The organism is Paenibacillus piri, from assembly GCF_004354045.1.
Lineage (GTDB): Bacteria > Bacillota > Bacilli > Paenibacillales > NBRC-103111 > Paenibacillus_S > Paenibacillus_S piri.
On the sequence record NZ_SMRT01000004.1, the window covers coordinates 204,454 to 226,391 of the forward strand.

Annotated in this window: 23 protein-coding genes; 4 read left to right on the forward strand and 19 right to left on the reverse strand. The window is 53.1% G+C overall.

Annotation, left to right across the window (positions count from 1 at the left end):
- Positions 1-26 precede the first annotated feature (26 nt).
- The gene (locus tag E1757_RS11380) at positions 27-521 is read left to right on the forward strand and encodes a Chromate resistance protein ChrB (RefSeq protein WP_133227874.1); all 495 of its coding nucleotides are present in this window, start codon (positions 27-29) and stop codon (positions 519-521) included.
- On the opposite strand, the gene E1757_RS11385 is transcribed toward E1757_RS11380, so the two are convergent.
- From E1757_RS11385 to E1757_RS35750, 7 genes are all read right to left on the reverse strand, one after another.
- Positions 518-958 (reverse strand): chromate resistance protein ChrB domain-containing protein, encoded by a 441-nt coding sequence (locus E1757_RS11385; RefSeq protein ID WP_133227876.1) that lies wholly within the window; start codon positions 956-958, stop codon positions 518-520. The two genes, E1757_RS11380 and E1757_RS11385, sit on opposite strands and share 4 nt — an antisense overlap.
- A 19-nt stretch (positions 959-977) precedes the next feature.
- A complete protein-coding gene (locus E1757_RS11390) occupies positions 978-1,568 on the reverse strand; it encodes an undecaprenyl-diphosphatase (RefSeq protein WP_246079147.1) in 591 nt (196 codons plus the stop codon).
- 165 nt (positions 1,569-1,733) lie between these two features.
- Positions 1,734-2,666, reverse strand: coding sequence for a manganese-dependent inorganic pyrophosphatase (locus tag E1757_RS11395; RefSeq protein WP_133227878.1), 933 nt, complete (start codon positions 2,664-2,666; stop codon positions 1,734-1,736).
- A gap of 210 nt (positions 2,667-2,876) precedes the next feature.
- On the reverse strand, positions 2,877-3,845 hold the full coding sequence (locus E1757_RS11400; RefSeq protein ID WP_133227880.1) for an aldo/keto reductase: 969 nt from the start codon (positions 3,843-3,845) through the stop codon (positions 2,877-2,879).
- Positions 3,846-3,997: 152 nt separating this feature from the next.
- Complete coding sequence (gene coaW, locus E1757_RS11405) at positions 3,998-4,816, reverse strand: type II pantothenate kinase (protein ID WP_246079148.1); 819 nt, start codon at positions 4,814-4,816, stop codon at positions 3,998-4,000.
- A 42-nt stretch (positions 4,817-4,858) separates the two neighbouring features.
- Positions 4,859-5,386, reverse strand: coding sequence for a histidine phosphatase family protein (locus E1757_RS11410; RefSeq protein WP_133227882.1), 528 nt, complete (start codon positions 5,384-5,386; stop codon positions 4,859-4,861).
- 59 nt (positions 5,387-5,445) lie between these two features.
- Entirely contained in the window at positions 5,446-5,616 is a 171-nt protein-coding gene (locus E1757_RS35750) for a hypothetical protein (RefSeq protein WP_165972082.1), read from the reverse strand.
- 390 nt (positions 5,617-6,006) lie between these two features.
- On the opposite strand from E1757_RS35750, the gene E1757_RS11415 reads away from it, so the two are divergent.
- Positions 6,007-6,276 (forward strand): dihydrofolate reductase family protein, encoded by a 270-nt coding sequence (locus E1757_RS11415; RefSeq protein WP_281282492.1) that lies wholly within the window; start codon positions 6,007-6,009, stop codon positions 6,274-6,276.
- A 361-nt stretch (positions 6,277-6,637) separates the two neighbouring features.
- Here the strand turns inward: E1757_RS11415 and E1757_RS11420 are convergent, their stop codons facing one another.
- From E1757_RS11420 to E1757_RS11430, 3 genes are all read right to left on the reverse strand, one after another.
- The gene (locus E1757_RS11420) at positions 6,638-7,837 is read right to left on the reverse strand and encodes a serine hydrolase domain-containing protein (RefSeq protein WP_133227886.1); all 1,200 of its coding nucleotides are present in this window, start codon (positions 7,835-7,837) and stop codon (positions 6,638-6,640) included.
- A gap of 280 nt (positions 7,838-8,117) precedes the next feature.
- On the reverse strand, positions 8,118-9,074 hold the full coding sequence (locus tag E1757_RS11425) for a 3'-5' exoribonuclease YhaM family protein (protein ID WP_133227888.1): 957 nt from the start codon (positions 9,072-9,074) through the stop codon (positions 8,118-8,120).
- A 32-nt stretch (positions 9,075-9,106) separates the two neighbouring features.
- Positions 9,107-9,397, reverse strand: coding sequence for a DUF1294 domain-containing protein (locus E1757_RS11430; RefSeq protein WP_133227890.1), 291 nt, complete (start codon positions 9,395-9,397; stop codon positions 9,107-9,109).
- A 206-nt stretch (positions 9,398-9,603) separates the two neighbouring features.
- Here E1757_RS11430 and E1757_RS11435 point away from each other — a divergent pair, with 206 nt between their 5' ends.
- Positions 9,604-10,260, forward strand: coding sequence for an SOS response-associated peptidase (locus tag E1757_RS11435; protein ID WP_165972083.1), 657 nt, complete (start codon positions 9,604-9,606; stop codon positions 10,258-10,260).
- 192 nt (positions 10,261-10,452) lie between these two features.
- On the opposite strand, the gene E1757_RS11440 is transcribed toward E1757_RS11435, so the two are convergent.
- From E1757_RS11440 to E1757_RS11480, 9 genes are all read right to left on the reverse strand, one after another.
- A complete protein-coding gene (locus E1757_RS11440) occupies positions 10,453-12,450 on the reverse strand; it encodes a hypothetical protein (protein ID WP_133227894.1) in 1,998 nt (665 codons plus the stop codon).
- A gap of 123 nt (positions 12,451-12,573) precedes the next feature.
- Positions 12,574-14,127 carry a type 2 periplasmic-binding domain-containing protein gene (locus tag E1757_RS11445; RefSeq protein ID WP_133227896.1) on the reverse strand — a complete coding sequence of 518 codons (1,554 nt, stop codon included), beginning with the start codon at positions 14,125-14,127 and terminating at the stop codon, positions 12,574-12,576.
- 48 nt (positions 14,128-14,175) lie between these two features.
- The gene (locus E1757_RS11450; RefSeq protein ID WP_133227897.1) at positions 14,176-15,066 is read right to left on the reverse strand and encodes a carbohydrate ABC transporter permease; all 891 of its coding nucleotides are present in this window, start codon (positions 15,064-15,066) and stop codon (positions 14,176-14,178) included.
- Positions 15,067-15,078: 12 nt separating this feature from the next.
- The gene (locus tag E1757_RS11455) at positions 15,079-16,053 is read right to left on the reverse strand and encodes an ABC transporter permease (protein ID WP_133227899.1); all 975 of its coding nucleotides are present in this window, start codon (positions 16,051-16,053) and stop codon (positions 15,079-15,081) included.
- Between the two features lie 15 nt (positions 16,054-16,068).
- Positions 16,069-16,818, reverse strand: coding sequence for a sugar phosphate isomerase/epimerase family protein (locus tag E1757_RS11460; protein WP_133227901.1), 750 nt, complete (start codon positions 16,816-16,818; stop codon positions 16,069-16,071).
- A 51-nt stretch (positions 16,819-16,869) separates the two neighbouring features.
- Positions 16,870-17,745: a sugar phosphate isomerase/epimerase family protein gene (locus E1757_RS11465; RefSeq protein ID WP_133227903.1), complete on the reverse strand. Its 876-nt coding sequence runs from the start codon at positions 17,743-17,745 to the stop codon at positions 16,870-16,872.
- Positions 17,742-18,782: a Gfo/Idh/MocA family protein gene (locus E1757_RS11470; protein ID WP_133227905.1), complete on the reverse strand. Its 1,041-nt coding sequence runs from the start codon at positions 18,780-18,782 to the stop codon at positions 17,742-17,744. The genes E1757_RS11465 and E1757_RS11470 overlap by 4 nt, the downstream gene beginning before the upstream one ends.
- 25 nt (positions 18,783-18,807) lie before the next feature.
- A complete protein-coding gene (locus E1757_RS11475) occupies positions 18,808-19,596 on the reverse strand; it encodes a sugar phosphate isomerase/epimerase family protein (protein WP_133227907.1) in 789 nt (262 codons plus the stop codon).
- Positions 19,580-20,707, reverse strand: coding sequence for an LLM class flavin-dependent oxidoreductase (locus tag E1757_RS11480; RefSeq protein WP_133227909.1), 1,128 nt, complete (start codon positions 20,705-20,707; stop codon positions 19,580-19,582). The genes E1757_RS11475 and E1757_RS11480 overlap by 17 nt, the downstream gene beginning before the upstream one ends.
- A 299-nt stretch (positions 20,708-21,006) precedes the next feature.
- Between E1757_RS11480 and E1757_RS11485 the strand changes: the two genes are divergently transcribed.
- On the forward strand, positions 21,007-21,894 hold the full coding sequence (locus E1757_RS11485; protein WP_246079149.1) for a helix-turn-helix transcriptional regulator: 888 nt from the start codon (positions 21,007-21,009) through the stop codon (positions 21,892-21,894).
- The last annotated feature ends 44 nt before the right edge of the window (positions 21,895-21,938 follow it).

The following is a 21,938-nucleotide window of genomic DNA, read 5'->3' on the forward strand; positions in this document are numbered from 1 at the left end:
AACTTATTGAAGGAGCATTCGTAGATATGAAATGGATTATATTTATATATAAAGTACCGCCCCAGCCTACCAAATACCGCGCTTATCTGTGGCGGGAGCTCAAGAAATTCGGGGCCATTTATTTGCAGGATGGCGTATGCCTGCTGCCCGATTCCGACGACGTTCATTTATTTATCGGCGCTTTAGGCGAAAAAGTGCGCGAATTCGGAGGCCAGGAATCGACCTTCCTGTCCAGCACGTTCGCCGCGGAAAAAGATCAGGAAATGGTAGATCAGTTTAATTTGGCCCGGACTGACGAGTACAACGAATTAATCCCGGCCATCGAACGGCTTCACAGCTATTTCGAAGAAGAAGAATTGTGGGAGTTTGACGACGAGCAGCTCCGCAAAATCCGCGAAGAGTTTCAAAAGCTGCTCAAGCAGTTTCAAGCGATCGAGGCCCGTGATTACTTTGAAGCGGAAACCGGCCGCAAGGTCCGCGTCCGGATCGACCGGCTTCGCAAGCAGCTGCAGAGCCTTTAAAGGCTGCCGCCGCCTCCCGTCTTGCGCTCGCACCAGGCGTACAAGGCGTCGTACATCGGCAGCTGCAGCCTGATTTTCTCATGGTCGCCGATGCCCAAGTAATGAAACCCGAAGGCGATGGCGCGCAGCCCCGCCGATTCGGGCGTAATGTCGATATCGATCGGGATATCGGCTCCATGAATGATCGAGCCCATAAGAACCAGGGCTACGTTGTCGGTCAGCCCGTACTTGATCAGCATCGACTCGAAGCTGCAGCGGCCATAGTGATGCCCGAGCTCGACCCCCTTCATATCGAATGGAATACCGTCCTTAATCGTTGCCGGATTCGTATCGTTCGGCACGAACTCGAATTCCGCTTCCGGATCAATAAACTTCAGAATAAGCCAGGGACAGGCCACGCGCTCTACATTGGCATTTTCTCTCGTTACCCACTTCACTCTTTCAACCCCCTATGATTTACGACCGGACCCAAACCTTTTGTTCCAATTTCTCATACAACGATAAGCTCCGGGACAGCCATTTTTGCGCAACCGCCGAATGCTTGAACAGCTTATGGACGCTCACGGAGGTCAGAATGCCGATCAACGCGCCGGCAACGACGTCAAACGGATAATGCACGCCGTTCCATACGCGGGAAAACGCGATTATTGCGGCCACTGCCAGCCACACGTAGCCTTCTTTTCGGCGAAACAGCCATATCGAGGTTGCAATGACGAAGCCTCCGATCGCATGATCGCTTGGAAATGACGCGTTAGCCGCATGATCGATCATTTGAAACACGTGATGGGACACAAACGGCCGGTCGCGATAAAAGAACATCCCGATCGCCGCACTAATGCTCATCGCCACAACGGCGGAGCATAAAGCTTCGGCAACCATTCTGCGATTCGATAACAAGCGCGTAAACCAATAAGTAATGATGCCCGCATAAAATAAATATTCAATATTCTCCGAAAAAATTTTCATAACCGGATTCAGCGGCGATTCACCGCCTGCCCATCCATTAATGAGCTGAAAAAGCCCGTAATCCCATTGCGCAAAAATCATCGGTCCATTCTCTCCTTTTTCCTCGTCACGGTTGAACAAATTGACATACAGCTTCAACTATAACCGAGAAAGCTGAAAATCAGATGAAAATGGCGGCCGGTGAAAAGGAAAAAAACAAGAGTACATTCACCATGCACTCTTGTTTTGGTACGGTTCCCGCAGGAGTTACAGCTTGTTAAACGCTTCGGTAAGCACAGGAACAATTTGCGACTTGCGCGATACGACGCCTTTCAGCACCGCTTTGTTATCCTTCAGCGCGACGTTGTACGCTTGCTCTACGGCATTCGTTTTATTGCCCAGCGCCAGCGCGACCGAATCGTTGTTTAAAATGTCCGTAACGACGAAAAGAAATAAATCCAGCCCTTTTTCCGCAATAATTCCGGAAAGCGCCGCTTCCAGCTCCGGTTGGCGGGACAAAATGTCGTTAGGATCAACGGCGTTGACCTGCGCGATTTCCACTTTGCTCGAGCCCATTTGGAATTCCTTCGCATCAAGCGAGATCAGCTGCGCGATCGTTTTGTCGCTGAGATCCGCGCCCGCTTTCAGCATGTCCAAACCGTAGCTTTCCAGATTGACGCCGGCGATTTCAGCCAATTCCTTCGCAGCCGCCACATCCTCGTCGGTGCAGGTCGGCGACTTCAGCAGCAGCGTATCCGAAATAATCGCGGAAACCATCAGTCCGGCGATTTCCTTACGGATCGCAACGCCGTTTTCTTTGAACAGCTTATTTAAAATCGTAGCCGTGCAGCCTACAGGCTCGGCGCGGTAGTACAGCGGATAGGCCGTTTCAAAATTCGCGATACGATGGTGGTCGATAACCTCGGATACACGTACTTGATCGATATCCGATGCGCTTTGCTGGCGTTCGTTGTGATCGACCAAAATGACCTGGCTTGCTTCGCCCGCTACCTTTTCCACCAGACGAGGCGCGCTTACTTTAAAATAATCCAAAACAAATTGAGTTTCGCCGCTGACAGCGCCCAGTCGGACCGGCTCCACGTTTTTACCCAATCGGGACTTCAAATCCGCATATGCGATTGCCGAGCAAATCGTGTCGGTATCGGGATTTTTATGCCCGAAAATCAAAGTTTTTTCCATGAAAATTACTCCTTAAGTCATTTTTTTTGGCGAGAAAATTATACCATATTCACATAGGCCTTACTAGATTATATCGCTATATTCACCTTATTCCAATAACTTTACAGAGATTTTTTAAATTCCAATCGTTCCGTCGGCAAAAAAGAGAACCTTCCGTTCCGCAAAGCTGCGGTTTTGAAGGTTCCTCGGCTTCGTATATAGGTGCGGCGGTCAGTTGGACGGAGTCGGGGCGTGCTCGGGCAGCAGTCCCTTGTGCTTGAGCTCCTGCCACAAATCGTTCGGAATCGCCGTTTGCAGCATCTTCACGTTTTCTTCCAGCTCCGCACGCGACCTCGCGCCTGTCAGCAAGGAGGCAACCGCCGGATGGGCCAGCGGAAATTGCAGCGCCGCCGCTTTTAACGGAACGCCGTGACGTTTGCACACCTCGTCCAGCCTTCTTGCCTTGTTCACCCATTCCATTGAAGCGTTCTCATAATTGAATTTGGGATTATTGCTGTATGGGTCCGCCAAAATACCGCTGTTCAACGGTCCGCCGATAAAGATCGAAATATTTTTTTCCACGGCGACAGGCAGCAGGTCTTCCAGGCCGCTTTGATCGAGCAGCGTATACCGGCCGGCCAGCAGGAAGCAATCGAATTCTCCCTCATTCGCAAACCGGGTCAACATGGCGGACTGGTTCATCCCCGAGCCTACCGCGCGAATCACGCCTTGCGACCGCAATTCGTTAACGGCCCGGTACGCCCCGTTCCACGCTTCCTCGTAATGATCATCCGGATCATGAATATGTACGATATCGACGCTGCTCAATCCAAGGCGCTTCAAGCTGTTCTCAAATGAACGCATGACTCCGTCGTAGCTGTAATCCCGCGCCGTATTGGGACAGGGCGTTTCCGGCGGCGATTCGGGCATATCGTATCCGACCTTCGTCGCTACGGTAAATGAGCTGCGGGGCAGCTTTGTCAGGCAGGCGCCCAACCGCTGTTCGGCCAACCCTTGTCCGTACAGCGCCGCCGTATCGAAAAATTGAATGCCGAGGTCGTACGCAAGCTGAACCGTATCCACCGCTTCCTCGGTACTGACCGGCTCATACATAAAGCCCAGCTGTGCAGTGCCAAGTCCCAGAAGGCTTACTTCCAGCGGCGTACTGCCTACTTTGCGTTTTGCTTTAAAATCAAACATCGTCTCACCTCTCGCCCATAATTAAAAAAAGTGCATCGCTTCACCTTGAATGTTACCATATACATCCGAAAATAAGCATTAAAAAATGATGGATCGCGTTTCATGTTTGGAGGAAACGGAGCATCCCCCGAACGGCGGGCGACGGCGCCTGCTTAAATGGATAATCGGGCGCCAAGCGCTCCGCTGTATTCCCCATGCTGCAAATACAGCGCTTCAGCGCCCCGCAGTCTCGTGTAGCCGGTCACAACATCCCTCAGCAGCTCGTTGCCGACAAACGAGGAACCGATATATACGATGCCGGACACTCCGCATTGACCTGCCGCAAGCACGCTTGCGGTAGACACCGTTTCGCCGACGAGTCCCATGACGGCCGCCAGCAGGTCGGCCTTCTCTCTTTCCGCCGAATCCGCCTGGCGCACGTTGCCGAAGTTGCTCGCGGTCAGATCGCCCGGAATCGGAGGCGTAGTTCCTTCATAAATATGGCTGACCTTCAAGTCGACCCGCTCCCGGTTGCCCTTCTGCGCCTCCCGGACAATTGCGCCGTACTCGCCGACGCCCGTCAATAATAGCGATAAGCCCATTAACGTACCGCCTCCGACGCCGCTCCCCCCGATTCGGTAATGCTTGTCCGCATCGACATAATGAATCGACGTACCGGTTCCGCAGTTCGTCAATACAAACGCATCCGGTGCGCCCGCCACATCCCGCAGCAAATACTTCACGCCCGCGTATGTCGCATCAAATTCCACAATCATGCGGCTTTCGCGGTCCGGCAGCATTGACTGCAGCATTGCCGCTTTTCCCCCGGTCATGCATAGCGGGGCAGCGGGATCATACTGCTGAACCCAAGCTGCAGCATCCGTTATCCGCGTGCTCGGAAACGAGTGGAATGCCGGCTTCCCATCCGACATATAAGCTATTTTGATCAATGTACCGCCTGCATCGATGCCGATACTCCTATCGTTGTTCACGAGCTAGCCCGCCTTTTTCCATCATTTGTTGTCAATCAGTTTTCACCATTCGAACGGGTATATTCCACAGTATGGAACTTGTTCCGAGCTATGCCCCAACAGCGTCGCAATCACCATGCCATGGCAGACGACTATCACTTTGGATCGGTGCTTGTATTTTTCCAGCACGCCCATTGTCCGCTTCATGACGCTTGACTTCGTTTCCCATAGCCGTGTTTCGCCATTCGGATGCTCCCCGTTATGGAGCCGGTAATCGTTCCACAGCTCCGTTATTTCCGCTTCGTTCTGCGCCTGCCAGTTATCGGGAGTCCATTCGTGCAAATCAAATTCGACATGCAGCGGCAGCCCCAAAGTCCGGTTCATAACGGCGGCCGTTTGCAATGAACGCGTATACGGGGACGAGAGGATCAGCTCGCAATTTTTCAGCTCCCCGCAGTTCATTGTCCGCTCCGCCTGTTCCACGCCAAGAGGCGTAAGCGGAACGAAATCCCTGCGGCCGGGGCTGAGTCGCCTTTGCTCCTTGAAGCCCCAGTCCGGCTCGCCGTGCCTGATCAAATAAAACAGCGCCATTCGTCCTCACCCCTCCAGGACATAACTAATATACCAAAAGCTGCCGCCGACAAACACTTTCAACTGCTTGGCGAACGGCTTGAACAGATCGATAAGCTCTTCCCGCGCATAATAATTTTTAGCGCATCCCGTCCGATGGACAGCCCCGTTTCCGCTGCCATCCGCTCCAGATCGTACTTCACGATGTCGGGCAAATAAACGGACAACCGTTTGGTTAAATCGTCAGTCATGCAACCACCTCACTGTTCAGAGGTTATGTGCAGTTATTTCCATCGACAAGAATAACAGATAAAAGATGTCGCAACAACATATTTTTGATGTCATTTTTTACGAACAGCATACTTTGCAAAACCGCAATCCGTAAGAAACTGCCACCGGTCCGGTATGGTAAAATAAAGCAGATGAACAGCCTGCCCAAGTTTGTTTTTTCATCGACGTTGAACACACCGGAGTGAACTCGTTCAGCTTTGCTGAACATCGGGGAATCAGATGGGGACTCTACCCCACCTGATTCAAGGCCCACCTTAGAGGTGGGGGTCTTAACCCGATAAAGTCGTAATCGGATAAATAATTCAAGTCTGATTCGAAGATATATTGTGGAGTAAATATAAAAGCTGAAGCTGAAGCAGGAGCCAGGACCGGCCATTCCGGTTGCCGGTAGCGGAGCACTGGTCCGGGCACTAATGCGGTACGATCTGATCGACGAATATCGGCTCATGATCCACACCGTTGCGCTGGGCAGCGGACAGCGCTTTTTTGCAGGCGGAATCGATAAGAAGGTGCTGCGGCTTGTAGCGGCCGAGGCATTCCGCACCGGTAACGTCGTGCTCACTACGTGCCGGAGAAAAAACCATGATCAAGGAGCTGACATATTATTTTCCTGCGCGTAATCCCCTACTTTCTGTTGGACGGCATTGTCGGACAATTGGATGAACCGGAGCTCTCTCCCCAAACCGTCGGAGAAACAACGGAACCTCCTGAAATTCCGATAGAGGAGGAACAGGCCTAGGCGCGTGCTGCAAATGCCGTCCGAACAGCTTGCAAGGGCAGGAGTTTCGGCCCTGTGCATATCGATCCAAGTCCGGAACGCTTTACCTCAGGCCGGAAGCTGTACCTTAACCGGGAGCTTTATCCGGGCTGGTGTTGACCCCGCCCCGTTCCTATATAGCTTCCCGAATGCTTCAAATAACAATAAAACGGCTCCGTTCGCCTTATGGGCGTCAGAGCCGTTTCGTTTTTTTGAGCCAATGCTCAGTCGTTGATCGCCTGGTAAGCGGAGGTCCAGAAATCTTGAAACACGACAGGCGGCTCGGGGGATTCGAGCTCTCGTTGGGTGAGCAATATCCCTACCAAATCTTCTGCAGGATCCGAATATCCGGACGTGCCCAGGCCGCCATCCCAGCCGAATCGTCCGGGAACCGACGCCAGGCCGTCGCGCCGGGTATCGACGGCAACGCCGAACCCCCAGCCGCGGCTGTCGCCGAAAAAGATGCGGGCTCCGGCCTTCTGCTCCGGCGTCAGGTGATCCGCGGTCATCAACTCGACCGACGGCCGTGACAAGATGCGCCTGCTGCCGCAGCGGCCCTTGTCGAGCATCATCCGGCTAAAGGCGAAATAGTCGGCGGCAGTCGAGACGAGACCGCCCCCTCCGGACATGAATGCCGGCGGGCGTCCCCAACGGCTGTCGGCGGGACTGTCTTGAACCATTACGGACCCGTCTTCCGGATTCGTTGCATAGGAATGAGGCAGCCGATCCAGCTTTTCGAACGGGACATAAAATCCTGTATCCTTCATGCCGAGCGGATCGAATAACCGTTCTTGCAAAAATCGTTCCAGCGGCTGGCCGGCGGCACGCGATATAAGCACGCCGAGAACGTCCGAGCCGGTATGGTACATCCAGCCTTCTCCCGGCTGATGAATCAACGGCAGCCTGCCCAAGCGCTGCATCCATTCGTCCGGCGAAAGCTGCGGCGGATTCGGCCCCGGCTCAAGGCCTGCCTCGGCCATCGCATCCTGGATCGGATACGTGCCGGGAGGAGCCATCACAGCGCCGATGCCAAGCCGGAAGGTCAGCAGATCGCGCAGCGTGATCGGCCGTTTTGCAGGTACGGTATCTCCAATCGGACTATCCAGCCGCTTCAGCACCGTACGCTCGGCCAGCTCGGGCAGCAGCCGGTCGACCGGCTCGTCCAGCCGGAGCCTGCATTCCTCGACCAATACCATCGCAGCCGCCGCAACGATCGGCTTCGTCATGGACGCGATGCGAAAGATCGTATCGTGCCGCATAGGAGCGCTGCCATCGAAAGCCATCCTGCCGATCGCGTCGACATGCACCTCGCCATGCCGGCTGACCAAAGTGACAAGGCCGGGCATTCCGCCGCGTTCGACATGGCCGGCCATGACATCATGCATCCGGCCGAGCCGTTCCAGCGAAAACTTGGCGACGCTCATCGCGCGCCACCTCCATCCGGTTGCATCCATTTCGCAGCCCAAAACCTCTCCATTCGCGATCGCTCCTTCTATGGTTTGAAATAAACGAGAACAAACGAACCGTCATCTTTTCCATTTCCAGGGGATGTGAGCCAGCTTCTTATTGTCCGGATCTCCGGAAGCAGCACTTGACGTTTTGTTGTCCGCTGCTTCCAGTTTACCATAACCTGAATGGCCGGATTTCTCATCGATTGCTGACAGGCTGCCAAGCCTTATAGAAGTGCCGAAACTCCGCTGAACTTTACCATTTCGCACGGTAAACCGGCTTGTTCTCCAAGCCGCGAATCATCGGCGTCCAGCTTTCCGAATCCGGCAGTACATCCAGCGCATCCTCGACCATTTGCAGCTTGGCATCCAGCGCGTCAATATGATGGAGCGCCACGGCTTCCGCGGTTTGCGGCTGAACCGGACTGCCCCATTCTCCCAAATTATGATGGGACAGCACCAAATGCTGCAGTGCAAGAACACGCTCCGATTGCAGATCAATTCCGCACTGGATGGCGGCTTCCGTAATCCAGCTCGATGCCATCGCAATATGCCCTAGCAGCTTGCCCTGCACGCTGTAATCGGACACGATGCCCATCTGGGCGACCATCTCCTCGGGCTTGGCGATATCGTGCAAAATAATTCCCGCCTTCAGCAAATCCGCATTCAGAAATGGCCGCTGCTTGCATATAAAATCGCCGATTTCCAGCATCCGCACCATATGGTACGCCAAGCCGGCATAATATGCGTGATGATGGGTTTTGGCCGCCGGATAATGCATCAGCTTTTCCTCCACCTTGGCTACGCAGAACGCTACGAGCTTCTTTATTTCCGCATCCGTTATGCTTTCCATCGCCTGATGAATCGTATAGACGAGATCGACGGGCCGGATCGGCGCAGCGCGTATAAATTCAGTTAACGAGACGCCGTCCTCGGCGGTCGCTTTCCGAATTTTCATTATTTTCACTTGCAGCTTTTCCCTGTATGTATGTACGGTTCCCTGGATTTTGACAAGCCCCATCGGAAAAAACGTTTCCTTATCGGTCGCCGACACATCCCAATATTTGGCCGACAGCTGACCGCTGGAATCGCTTAGTACGATATCGAAATAATCTTTCGGCGGTGTGCCGTTCGTCTGTTTGACCTCCAGCTCCTTCAATAAATAAAACCCGATAAATTCATCCTGGTTGCTTAAACTGCGAATCAAGGTCATTCGACTGCCTCCTGTCTCCCTCAAAAAATACGTTATTTCCATAACTCCAAATAATAGAATAGCGCCGCATGCAGCAGTACAAGCGCAGGAATGCCCGCTACAAAAGAAATATGCTTCGTCTTATGGCGAAATACATACATCGCGAGCCAGGCGCCCGCCGCGCCCCCCAAAGCGGCATACGCAAACAGCTGTTTCTCCGGAATCCGCCTTGCTTTATGCCTCGCTCTCGACTTGTCGATCCCCATCATCATAAATGCGGCAGCATTGATGACAATCACATACAAATAAATCAGCTTCAAACCGTCACTCACCTTCGGATACATAATCAAAAAACTTCCTATTCGATCATAAAACAAACCGCATCGGTTGGGAAGGGTTGAAAAGTCCTAATCCGTATGCCTTGCCCATCCATATTGATTTATGGAACCGCACCGGACTTTAATAATACCGAACGGCAAATTTGGCCGCAGCTGCATGATTTTGCTAACGTCGGACATAATAGCCAAAATGAAAGGAGGGTGAACCGATTTTGTGCGAATCGATCAGTGTTGTGGCCGATGTGTCGGATGTAACGAATCAGTTTCAAATCGACAACGTGTTGTCTTATGTATCCAACCGTTATGAAATCAAGCCTACGCAGTCGGTTTCGGCGGTAGTCGTGCGCAATAATAAACGTCTTCTGGATGAATTCCGCTGGGGGCTAATGCCGTTCTGGGCCAAAGAATCCGTATGGATGGACAGCAGCTCCATATCGGACAAACGGATTTTTCAGCGGATTATAAAAAAACAGCGCTGCATCATCCCGTGCAGCGCCTTCTATGTGACGACAACCGAAAACAAAAGCACCCGTTGGGTTAAAGTGACGATGCGGAGCGGGACGTTCGGAATAGCCGCCCTGTATGACGAGTGGCATTCCGCCTCCACGGACGAGGAGCTGCGCACGTGCACGATGTTCATGACCCGGGCTAATTCCATCGTCTCCCCGTATCACCATCAAATGCCTGCGATTCTGGAAGGCGATGAGATCGACGAATGGCTGAAGCCCGATCTGAAAGATCCTTACCGGATCAAATCGATGCTTCGTCCGATGGAAGAGTTGCGAATGACCTCTTACATACTGGCTTCGCCCAAGGATAAATTTGAGCCGGTTACAGAACCGGAGCTCCAACGCCCGGAGCTGGCGTGAAGTCGTTCAAGAACCGGTTGGAGCGGGCGGTTCGGGATACGAATCATGTGCCGGCCGTTCGCCGCAGCGCAATGTACGATTGATCAAGGATACGGAGTATATCCCCCCCGATTCTGATCGAAGACTTTTATCGTTCAAAGAAGCAGCAAGCGCCGCGGCTAGCGCGCTTGCTGCTTCTTTAGGTTAATCGTATCACTCTGCCGTTACGCGAATAGCTTGTTTCCAGACGATCCGTTCGCCGACCCGCAGCACCGCATCCACTTGATGCGAGCCGGGCGACAACGGCCGGGAGGCAATTAAACGGAACAAGGACGCAGGCTTCGACTCCGTGCCTTCCCGCTGCAGCTGAACCGCCTTGTTGCTGGAAATCAGCCCATCCCCTCCCTGGTCGCCGTTTTCCTCCAACGATAGCAGCAGAGGCAGCCGCGGACCTTGAAGCTCTTCTTTACTGCTCCAATCGTACAGGAAAGCCTGCAGCTCCATCCGGCCGTTATTCGAACGGGTCGGCAATGTACCCAGCTCGATTTTGTAATTTTTTCCAGAGAATTGGAAGCCGCCGAAATAACCGGCCTGCGTCAAGCCGAACAGCGTACGCACATCCTGCTCCAAAACATACCAGCCGTCCTCGGTGCGGCGGGGATGCTCTTGAAGCCGGACGACACGCTGCAGCTCGTTATGCCAATAAATTTTGGCCGTACCGAACCCGTTTTCAAGCTCAAACGCATAATCCCCCAGGCTGAAGGTGACGGCATCGGCATAAGCAACCTTCTCCGTCTTGAAGCGGAACTGTTCGGCCAATCCGTTCATATTCAAGTAACGCTTATCGTTTTCCGTGAACCCGATTTTTTGTTCGTCGTAAAGCTTTAAATCGCCGTTATCCGCGTATGCGACCCCAGCTCCAAAGACAGCGTTCACCGAAATTTGCAGTGCGGTCTCCTTCTCCTCGTCCCACACCCGCTCCGTACTGCCGCCCCAATATGGAATCCAGCCTGACCGGCCGTCGGCGTTCACTTTCAGCCATTTCAATCCGGTCGGATCGTCCCATGCCGCCGTTGCCTCCAAGGTTTGATTGCGCAGCAGCAGGCTGGAATTTGTGAAAAGTACGCCCGGATAACGGTGCAGCTCTTTTTGATCCGTCACTTCAACCTTCCAACGAACAGGCAAAGCCGATTCCGGTTCGCCGTACAGCTTGTTGATCCATCCTGTTCCTTTGGAGCTGCGCACATGATACCATGTGCTGTTATGCCATATCGAGTAAGGACCTCTTCCGCTCCAAAGCGGCTCTTCAATTTTTTCGAAAACGGCAACCGTCTCTCCCTGAAGCAGGCCCAGCTCCTTATACGGATTGCTCCAAATGTCGCTTATGAGCGGCGTTTCTGTTTTCAGCTCCAGCTTTTCCTGCGCTTCGTGAAGCTCTATACCCTTCTGCTGGGTCCAGGTCGTGCCTTGATCGGTCTGGACTTGAAATGCGCGGTCGTAGACGGTCGTAAATTCGCCCACGATGTTGAAATCGCCCTGCAGCGGGGTCGTCTGAACCGGCTGACTGCCATTACTTGTTAATAGTCCCATAGCGCTGCTCAGCCCGATGCCCGGCAGTACAGCGTAATAGTGGGCTTTGCGCTGTACTTGTTGGACTGTGCCGATCCGGTTGACCGGAATATGCGCCCACAGATCACCCATCCAGGTCGTGTGCACCTGAATCCAGGCTTTGGCCATAGGGTCGTTCGTGTAAAACCACCGTTTTTCCGCTCCGCTCACCTGTACCTCCTGCGGGGACAACGAAGCGACGGGACCGCCGCGTTCGCTCTGACTCCGGTACAACGGAGTTTCCTCGAGCAGTGTGATCGTTTCCGGGGGTGCGATGTCGATCTCCCAAGGCTTCGGCCGAATCCAGCGAGGGCCGTACATCGTCTCGATCTGCCACGCGGACGCCCCGATCGACCAGGCTGCCTGCGTGCTGATTACTTTGACGGATTGCGGCGCGAATACGCCCTCCGGGTTATTGTCAGGCTGATCTGCGCTCGAGTAGTATGGCGTATCGGCCAGCAGCTCGATCACCGCCGGGATGCGGATGCCGTCCGGCGCATACGGACCCCCGGTCATCAGCTCGGCGGCCGCACCGGACGCCCAGCAGCCCCAACCGAAACCGGCAGCCAGTGCGGCTGCAGCCAATATTTTATTTTTGATCACGGGATTTCACTTCCTGTATCGGGATTTAAGAAGCTTACCCCTTATATGACGCCGGGTCTGGCAAAAAGTTTCCAATCAATTGGATGCGAATTTGACCGGCTTGAATGTCAGAACGCCTCAACGTTATTTGGTGTAGATGCCGGCATATTTGCTATTAATTTCATCTGTCGTTTCCTGACCGCCGGATTTTTTCCATAAAGCCACAAAATTATCGAAGCCTTTATCCAAATCCACATCGCCTTTAATGAACTTCACAATATATTCGCTCTCCAATTTACCCAGATCCGGGTACTTTGTTTGCGCCGGAACGGATACCTTCAGCTGCTCAATGGTTTTTACTCCCTGTCCGAGCTGTTGTCTGAACTTCTCCACATCGGAAGGATAGTCGAACTTCTCCATGCCGGAAGATTTGTTTCCGAACAATCCGTAAAATGTGCCAGCGCCGATTTTATATTTCAGCGCCTCGCTGGCATACTCCGGCTTCATAATAGGCTTGCCGTCCTGCAATTGATAATGCTGGCCTTCCAATCCGTAAACGGCCGTCAGGTAGGTGCTTTCGTCGCTTGACAAAGCGTCCAGCAGCTTGAGAATGCGCGCTTTTTTCTCCGGTAACTTGGCGACCTGGACGCCCAGCGCTACAAAGCCGTTCTTGGCGCCATAAGAGTAAGCCGTGCCCGGACCGTGCGGGCCTGTGAGCGGTTTTCCGACAACGATCGGCGTATTCGGATTTTTGGCTTTGAACTGAACCCCGATGATGCCCATTTGCGTGTTGAATTGGAACGACATCCAGTCTTCGACGCCAATTTTTTTGTTAATAAAATCGTTATGAACGTCGTTCGGCTTTTTGGTAATAAATTCCGGATCGATCAGCCCTTCTTTATACCATTTGTTCAATACTTTGAGAGCTTCCCGCGCACGGTCCGTAACCAGCCCGTTGATGATTTTATTGTCCTGCACCATCCAGCTTGGATTGACTTGAAACGCACCGAACACGGTATTGAAGGAACGCGACTCCGAGCCGTATGCGGAATATCCGTAAGTATCCTTGACCCCGTTCCCGTCGGGATCGTCATTTCGGAATTTGCGCAGTACATCCTCAAACTGCTCCAGCGTTTTCGGCGGTTCGCTGTAGCCGATCTTTTTCAGCCAGTCGCCATTATAGCCCGGCAGAAACGGCAGACTGCCCAAAGGCCAGTAAACCGGCAGCACATAGTTTTTGCCGTCGACAAGCGAATACTTCCATAGCGAAGAGTCTATCGCATCGATCGATTTCGCGTAACCAGGAAGCGCTTGCCGAATTTCGCTTTCCGGCAATTCGGCAAGCACCCCCTGCTTGGCGAAGCTGGCTACTTGCTCAGGGGTATCCAGCCATATGACATCGGGAATATCTCCCCCGCTCAGCTTGATATTCAACTGCTCCCCGTAGCTTCCCCGCTCCAGGCGAATGTTTTTGAAGGTGACGTTAAATTTTTGCTCCAAAGCTTTTTGCACCGGGGTATCGTCGGTATCCGGCGGATTGAAGCTGACCCATGAAATCGGGATATTCGCCTGTGATGCGTCTCCCTGTTTCGGTACTCCCGAGTCTGTGCCGGCAGATGGACTGCAGCCGCTTAGCGCAGCGCTTGAAAGCACCGATAATGCTGCCGTGGAGATGAATGTTTTTCGCAAAGGTTTCATACTAGATCCTCCCGTTTTATATCAAACTTTTTTACTGCGTATAGCGCCCTACCCTTTTAAAGACCCGACAAGCACTCCCTTGACAAAATACTTCTGGAGGAACGGGTAAGCGAACAGAATCGGGATTGTAGCGACCATCAGCGTTGCCGCTTTGACCGTGTCCGGTATGACATCCTCGACACCGGATTTTTGATCCATCAAAGCCTGTACTTCAACGGTCATATTTTCAACGACCAATCTCCGCAAATAAACCTGAAGAACCATCAGATTCGGATTTTGCACATAGAGCAGGCCGTCGAACCAGGCATTCCAGTGGTGAACCGCCGACCACAGCCCGATCGTGGCAAGAATCGGTTTGGATAACGGCAGCACAATGGAGACCAGGACGCAGATTTCATTGGCCCCGTCGATTTTGGCCGAATCCTCCAATTCTTCGGGAATGGCGGCAAAGAAGTTGCGCATAATGAGCATGGAAAAGGTGCTGATTAAAAATGGCGGCAGCAAAATATACGCCCAGCTGGAATCGATTAAACCGAGGTTTTTGACCAGCAAGTAAGTCGGTATGAGCCCGCCTTGAAAAAACATCGTAAAAACAAACACCATCGTATAAAACCCGCGATGCGGCAAATATTTCTTGGACAGCGGGTATGCTGTCGCCGCCATAAACAACAAGGCCAACGGAGTGCCGACTGCGGTTCTGAACAGCGTATTGGCGAATCCCACCCATACCCTTGGCGAGTCGAATACTTTCCTATATGCATCGGTCGAAATGTCTTTAGGAAACAAGTGGATGCCGGGCCGAATCGCTTCCGTCGGCGAGCTTAGGGATACGGATAAAAGATGGACGAACGGATAAAGCATGGTAATCGACAACATGGCGATAAAAGCTATGGCAAAAGCCTGAAACCATTTCTCGCCTGTTGTCATATGAACCGGCATATCGATTCCTCCTTAAAACAAGCCTTCTTGGCCGGCCTTCTTCACCAAATAGTTCGTCAGCAGAAGCATGGCGAAGCCGACCGCATTTTTAAATAAACCAACCGCCGTCGTGAAGCTGTACTGCATTTTGGTAATGCCCACGCGGAATACGTACGTATCGATAATGTCGCCCACTTCATAGACTCCGGCATTGTAAAGATTGAATACCTGGTCGAAGCCGCCGTCAAGCAGATGGCCGACGCGAAGAATAAACATGACGGCGATGACGGGCAGCAATCCCGGCAGCGTAATATGAAGGAGCTGCTTCCACCGGTTGGCCCCGTCGACATGAGCCGCTTCGTACAGATGAGGATCGATGCTGGCCAGCGCGGCCAAATAAATGATCGTTCCCCAGCCGATTTCTTTCCATATGCCCGTTACGATGAGCGTAAAACGGAAATAAGCCGGGTCCCCGAGGAAGTAAATGGGTTCGAAGCCAAGGAGCTGAAGGATGTAGTTCACGATTCCCGTCGAAGGAGACAGCATCGTCATTACCAGCCCGGACAGCACGACCCATGACAAAAAATGCGGCAGGTACGAAATCGACTGGGTGATTCTTTTGAATGCCTTGGATCTGAGTTCGTTAAACAGCAGGGCAAGCGCAATCGGGGCCGGAAAACCGAAAATGATATGATAAAAGCTGATGATTACCGTGTTCTTCATAATAGTTCCGAAGTCGTTCGTCGCAGAGAACATTCGTTCAAAATGGGTAAACCCGACCCACGGACTGCCGGTAATCCCGTCCATGATGCGAAACTCTTTGAAAGCCAGCTGAATCCCGTAAAGCGGGCCGTAATAAAATACGCCGTACCAAATCAGCGCAGGAATCAGCAGCAAAAATAAATATTTGTGCTTCATATATCGTTTATACACGGAGCCGAATCCGCTTGACCGGTTGGCTGCCGGAACATCCGTTCGTCCCGCCGGCTGGGGATATGGTTCTGCCATAACATGCCTCCTTTCCTAAATTCCGAGCTGCTCTTTTAAATATTTACGGCTCATGGCGGCGCTAAGCAAAGGCTCGCGGTCCGTAAAGTCTTGTTCGACGGTCCACCACGGCAGCTGCAAGGCGGCCAGCCGCTCCAGCAATGGACGGAGTACGATTTCCCCTTCCCCGAGCTCCTTCCACTGCTCGCCGATCGTATCCTTCACGTGAACATAACGTATCCATTCCGCATAACGATCGATAAACGCCGGCACATTTTGTCCCGCACGGTGAACCCACGCCAGGTCGGCTGCCAGCCGTACGTTATAACTGCCGGTTAATCGGTCAAAAAAAGCGGGGCCATCGGTAAACTCAGCGGCATGATTGTGATAACAGAGCGTTACTCCGTAACGATCGCAAAGCTCTGATAGTCTGGCGGCAAGCTCGAACCATGGCTCCGGATGCCGCTCGTATCCCATACTGACCAGCAAATATGAGGTCCCGGTACGATTCATTCGTTCGAGCAGCCCCGGCAGCAGTTCTTCCGCTTCTGCCCCGTCAAACCCCTTCAAGCTTGCATGCAGCGCTACGAGCGAAAATTGCGGCTTGCGCTGCAAGTAGTTCACAATTCCTTGCTCCTGTTCCTGCAGCAGCGTATATCGGACTTCAGCTCCTGTATAGCCGGCCGCCAGTATCTCATCGAACACTTCGGTATAATGAGAGGCTGTTCGTTCCAGTCCCCATAGTCTCGCTTGAACTGCAATACCAGGAGCGGGCGGATTATGCATAGGGCAGTACTCCTTTTTGGCGTAAATTTCTTTATTTTGCCGTTTCGTTAGCTAGATGAAGCGCTCCAGATGTTTTTTTGCATGCAGAAGCCCTTGTTCGACCTTCTCCTCCGTACCCGACCAAATCGGATCCTCATGCTCAATGCTAAGGATCTCGCTGTAGCCGATCTCGTGAAGGGCCGTTATAAATTTGCCCCAATCGACGTCGCCATGCCCCGGTATACGGTGCCTCCACCATCTGCAGGTCAGCATCCCTTCCTCGCGCAACACATGGGGCAGCACTTCAGTATCCTTCGCCTGAGCGATGAAAATACGATCCCCGAAGTCTTTGACTGCCTTCGCATAATCGATGCCTTGCCATACGAGATGGGACGGATCAAAATTAAGCCCGAGTGCGGCGGATGGAACCCTGGCGAACATTTCGCGCCAAATGACCGGGGAGACGGCAATATTATAGACGGGCGGCCAAAACTCGTACATCGGGCAATTTTCGAAGGCGAGCTTGATACCGCAGGCTTCCGCCTGTTCGGCAATGGGAGTGAACGCTTTCTCGTAAAGGTCGATATTTTCCTCCAACGTTTTCAACGGATTGCGGCCGGTAAAGGTGGATACGACGGGCGCTCCGATCTGCTTGGCGGCCCGCAGCAGCACGTCAATTTCCTGTAAAGCCCTCTCTCTCTCAAGAGGGTCGGGGGAGAGAAAGGGAATAGCGCCGAACATAAGTCCCGTAACGGGAACTCCATAATGCTCTTGCGCTGCCAAAATAGCGGAAACGCCATTGCCTTTCGCAATTTCATGCCAGTTCACATGCTTGTACCGGGGTCCTCCATGAAGCTCGATGCCGGCGAAGCCGTTTTGTCCGGCCCAGGAAAAAGTCCGATCTATATCCCAGTCCATCACGCATGTATGGTAAAAACCGATTTTCATCCGCTGCTCTCCCTGCTAAAAGACGGGTAATCGACCGCTTCGCCGGTTTCGATAGACTTGAATATCGCCTGGGTAAGGACCAGTACTTCTTTTCCCGCTTGAAAGCTTGCGGCAGGCTCGCCCTGTCCCTCCAAAGCTTGCACGAACAGGTCGAACTGCTCCTTATGCAGCGACGGATAAACATACAAAGGAAGCTCCTCTATTTCATCCCCGATATATAAGCTCAGCTTGGAAGGATTGCTGTTGAATCCGCCTGCCGCTCCGCCCTTAGGACCCAATATACGGTCTTCGCGGGACCCCAGCTTGAATCGGGGCGGCATCCCCCACGAGACTGTAAATACGCCTACATCGCCGGATTCGTACTCGACCGTTACAACGGCTGAATCGATCGCCAGCTCCTCGATATGAGCGAGCTCGGGGCGATCCTTGGCAAGTATATTGCCCCGCGCATAAACGGATTTGGGCCTGGATTGGAACACCGTTTGCCACATGATGTAATAATGGCAGCCCAGATCCATTAAAGGCCCCATATTGCCGTTAGCGTCGTGCATGATCCGTTTGGGGCGGATTTCCGCAACCGCATCGCATTCGAAAAAGACAGGCCGGCCAAGCTTCCCGGTCTCGACCAACTCCTTGGCTTTAAGCACTCCCTGCGACAGGTTGCGCTGCAGGCCGAGGCCAAAACGAACGCCGGCCTTCCGAACGGACGCCTCCATAGCGGCCGCCTCTTCCAGATTGCGGGCAAGCGGCTTCTCGCAAAAAATATGCTTCCCCGCCTCCGCCGAGTCGATGGTTACAGGGGCGTGCAGCGCCAGCGGCAGGCAGACGGATACAATCTCCACGTCCGGTTGAACAATCGCTTCTTTGTAATCCGCATAAATGGCGGCGACGCCGGTTTCCTGAGCCAGCGACTCCGCGCGCGCCGTGTCGACATCCGTAATCGAAACAACCTCATGCCCGGCCAGCTGCCAGCCTTTCACATGCTGCTTCCCCATATCTCCCGAGCCGATAACGGCGACTTTCCATCTTTTTTTCAATGTCGTTCCTCCTCGTATAGTGGTATTAGAGAATGCGGCAATCCGGTTCCGCCCAAAGTTTTCTCAAATACGACACGCTCGCCTTCAAATCGGCTGCATCCGCTTCCTTGCATTCAAAACCGACAGGGCCATTGTAGCCGATCGATTTTAATGCTTGAACAACGGTTCGAAAATCGATTTCGCCAAGTCCCGGCAGCTTTCTTTCCGTATCGGAGGCATGGACGACCGCTATGGCATCATCCAGCTCTCTGATGAGCGCGGACATATCTTGACCCTCTACGTCCATGTGATAAGTATCCACCATTGTTTTCACGTTGGAGCGGTCGACGGCTTCCGTGATCCTTAAGGCATGCAGCGGGTCGTACAGAAATTGGCTTTCATTGCGGTTAAGCGGCTCCATGACAAGCGTCACGGGTATATCCGCTGCCCACTCGCCAAGCTCTTCCAGCATCGTAACGAGAATCCATTCGGCCGCCTCCGCGCGCAGCGAAGGTATCCCGAAGCGCGGCACGAAGATCAGCTGCCCGGCTCCGACTTCAGCGGCGGCCTCGATCCGCTCTTTGAATAAATCAAGGGCACGGGCCCGCTCCCATGCCGTTTGATCGATGAGGGAAGAGCCCGCTTGCCCAAGCTGACCGTAAACAGCCGATGTTGCCAGTCCTGTGTCCCGCAGCGCTTGTCGGGCCTCTGCCAGCTGTTGTTTCATCGTTCCCCCCATAAAGTCGATGCCGTCGAACCCGGCCTCTTTGATTATGGCGCATGCCTCGCTTACATGAGCTGCACGGATCATATTTTCCTTACAGGTTAGCAGCATCGCTATCTCCTCCTCTTTGCGCCAGCTTCCGGCGAACGAGCGGAAGCAGCAGGTCGCCGGTCGTTTGCGCCTCTTCCAGATGCGGATAACCGGACAGGATAAAGGTGGTGACGCCCAAATCGTAAAATTCCAGGATGCGATCGGACACCTGATCGGGAGTTCCTACGAACGCAACAGCACCGCCGCCGCGAATAGCCGAAAGTCCGGACCAAAGATTCGGGCCGATGATATGATTGCTCGCTTTGGACTGCTGAAAAAGCTCGATTTGCCGCCTCTGGTTCGTCGCATCCGTATTCGCATGCCTCTGCTCGGCTGCCGCCTTGACTTCGGGACTCGCCTTGCTGATTATCTCTTCGGCCTGCTTCCATGCTTCTTCTTCGGTTTCGCGAACGATGACCTGCGCCCGGAGGCCGTACCGCAAGGAACGTTTTACCCCTTTTCGCTCCGCCAGCTCATGCAGATAGCCTTTCATTTCTTCAATTTGCGACTGTATCCATTCCAGGGGTTCAATCCACATCAGGTATACGTCGGCAACCTCAGCCGCAACCCGTTTCCCGGCCGGAGAGCTGCCCCCGAAATACAAAGGCGGGTGCGGGCTTTGCACGACAGGAGGCTGGCAGGACCCGCCTGTTACTTGATAATGTTCGCCTTCATAGTCGAAGCCCTGCTCCTGCCAAACGCCTTTGACCACTTCCAGAAACTCGCGGGTACGGTTGTACCTGTCGTCGTGGCGATCATAGAGAGCGTCTCCCATGGCCTTTAAATCTTCGGCATAATGTCCGGTAACAACGTTGATGAGCGCACGGCCGTCGGACAGCTTATCGAGCGAGGCCGCCATGCGGGCAGCAAGCACGGGGTTCATGAGCCCGGGCCGCATCGCGACAAGCGGTTTAAGCTTTGTCGTATGCGCTGCAATCCATGAGCCGATGACCCATGCGTCCACACAAGCCCCTCCCGTCGGGATAAGCGTGAATTCGTATCCGGCCCGCTCCGCAGCTTGCGCGACTTGTACCATATAAGCCGTCGTAGACTCCCTTTCAGCGGGTACTCCTACATAGCGGCCGTCCCCGGTCGTGGGGATAAACCACCCGAACGAAATTGGAAATGACATGATCTATCGCTCCTTCCTAACTAAAAAAGACATAAGGATGAGTGAAATCAGTTGCCCCATCAATTGACCAAGGCTTCCGTCTTCTTCATTCCGTTATGTCTCCAGTGGACTGGTAACAAATAAACATATTAAAACCATCGGTTTTATTTGTTATAATGATCATACCAATGGGCTGCGGCCCCGTCTATGTCATTTTGTGTGATCCGTTGCTTATCAATTTGTGTGGCAGATGACTAAAAAATAATAAGAAGCGAACAGCCGATTTGCCAATATGTGGGGAAGTTAAAGCCGAGGAGGCGTTGAAAATACAGGAGGATTACAATCAGTTATCGGAACGGTATTTTTTTACACCGACCGGCTTGGAGCGGGCAAGCTCCATGTGGCCGATCCGTTTAGGAAAAAATATAGCCAAGCCGAACTACCATATCGGCCCCCGCGTCACCTCCTATTTCAGCATGCATTTCGTCGTGGAGGGCCAAGGCATGTTTATTCAGGATCAACAGCATTTTTCGCTGCATCCCGGCGATCTCTTTTGCCTGTTTCCTACCAAAACCGTCGAGTACTATACGGATCACGTTCAGCCGTTGAATATGACCTGGCTGGCCTTTGACGGCAAACAGTCGCTGCCGACGCTTGAGCGTATCGGGCTGCAACCAAGCTCCCCCCATCTATCCGCCGGGCTCAAGCCTGACATCGCCGATACGCTCGATTCGTTATTCGAATTGGCAAGAAGCGGCGGAGCGCCGCATGCCGATTTCGGGCGGCTTAGCCTGTTTTTTCGTTTGTTTGAACAGCTTTGCAAGCATGCCGCACTATCGGGTATGAGTCGTCCCGCCGGTAAAACCGTGGATTGGCTGCAAAAGGGGCGCGATTATTTGGAGATGCATTATGCCGAGGGGATATCCGTCGATAAGGTTGCAGCTTATGCAGGTGTGGAACGTTCTCATTTCAGCAAAACGTTTCAAGAAACGTACGGGCTTTCCCCCATCGCCTTCATTCAGCAGCTTAAAATGAATCAGGCGAAGCAAATGATGCGCGACACCGATTATTCGTTAACTGAAATCGCGCTCTCCGTCGGCTATCCCGACTTGTTCAGCTTTTCCAAAGCGTTCAAAAAGCATATAGGGCAATCTCCTACCGGCTACCGCAGCAGGGAATCCGAAGCGGAAAATGTATTGGGTGATTAGCCGGATAATAAACAGGCTCATCTATTTGCGGATACGCTCCGCCC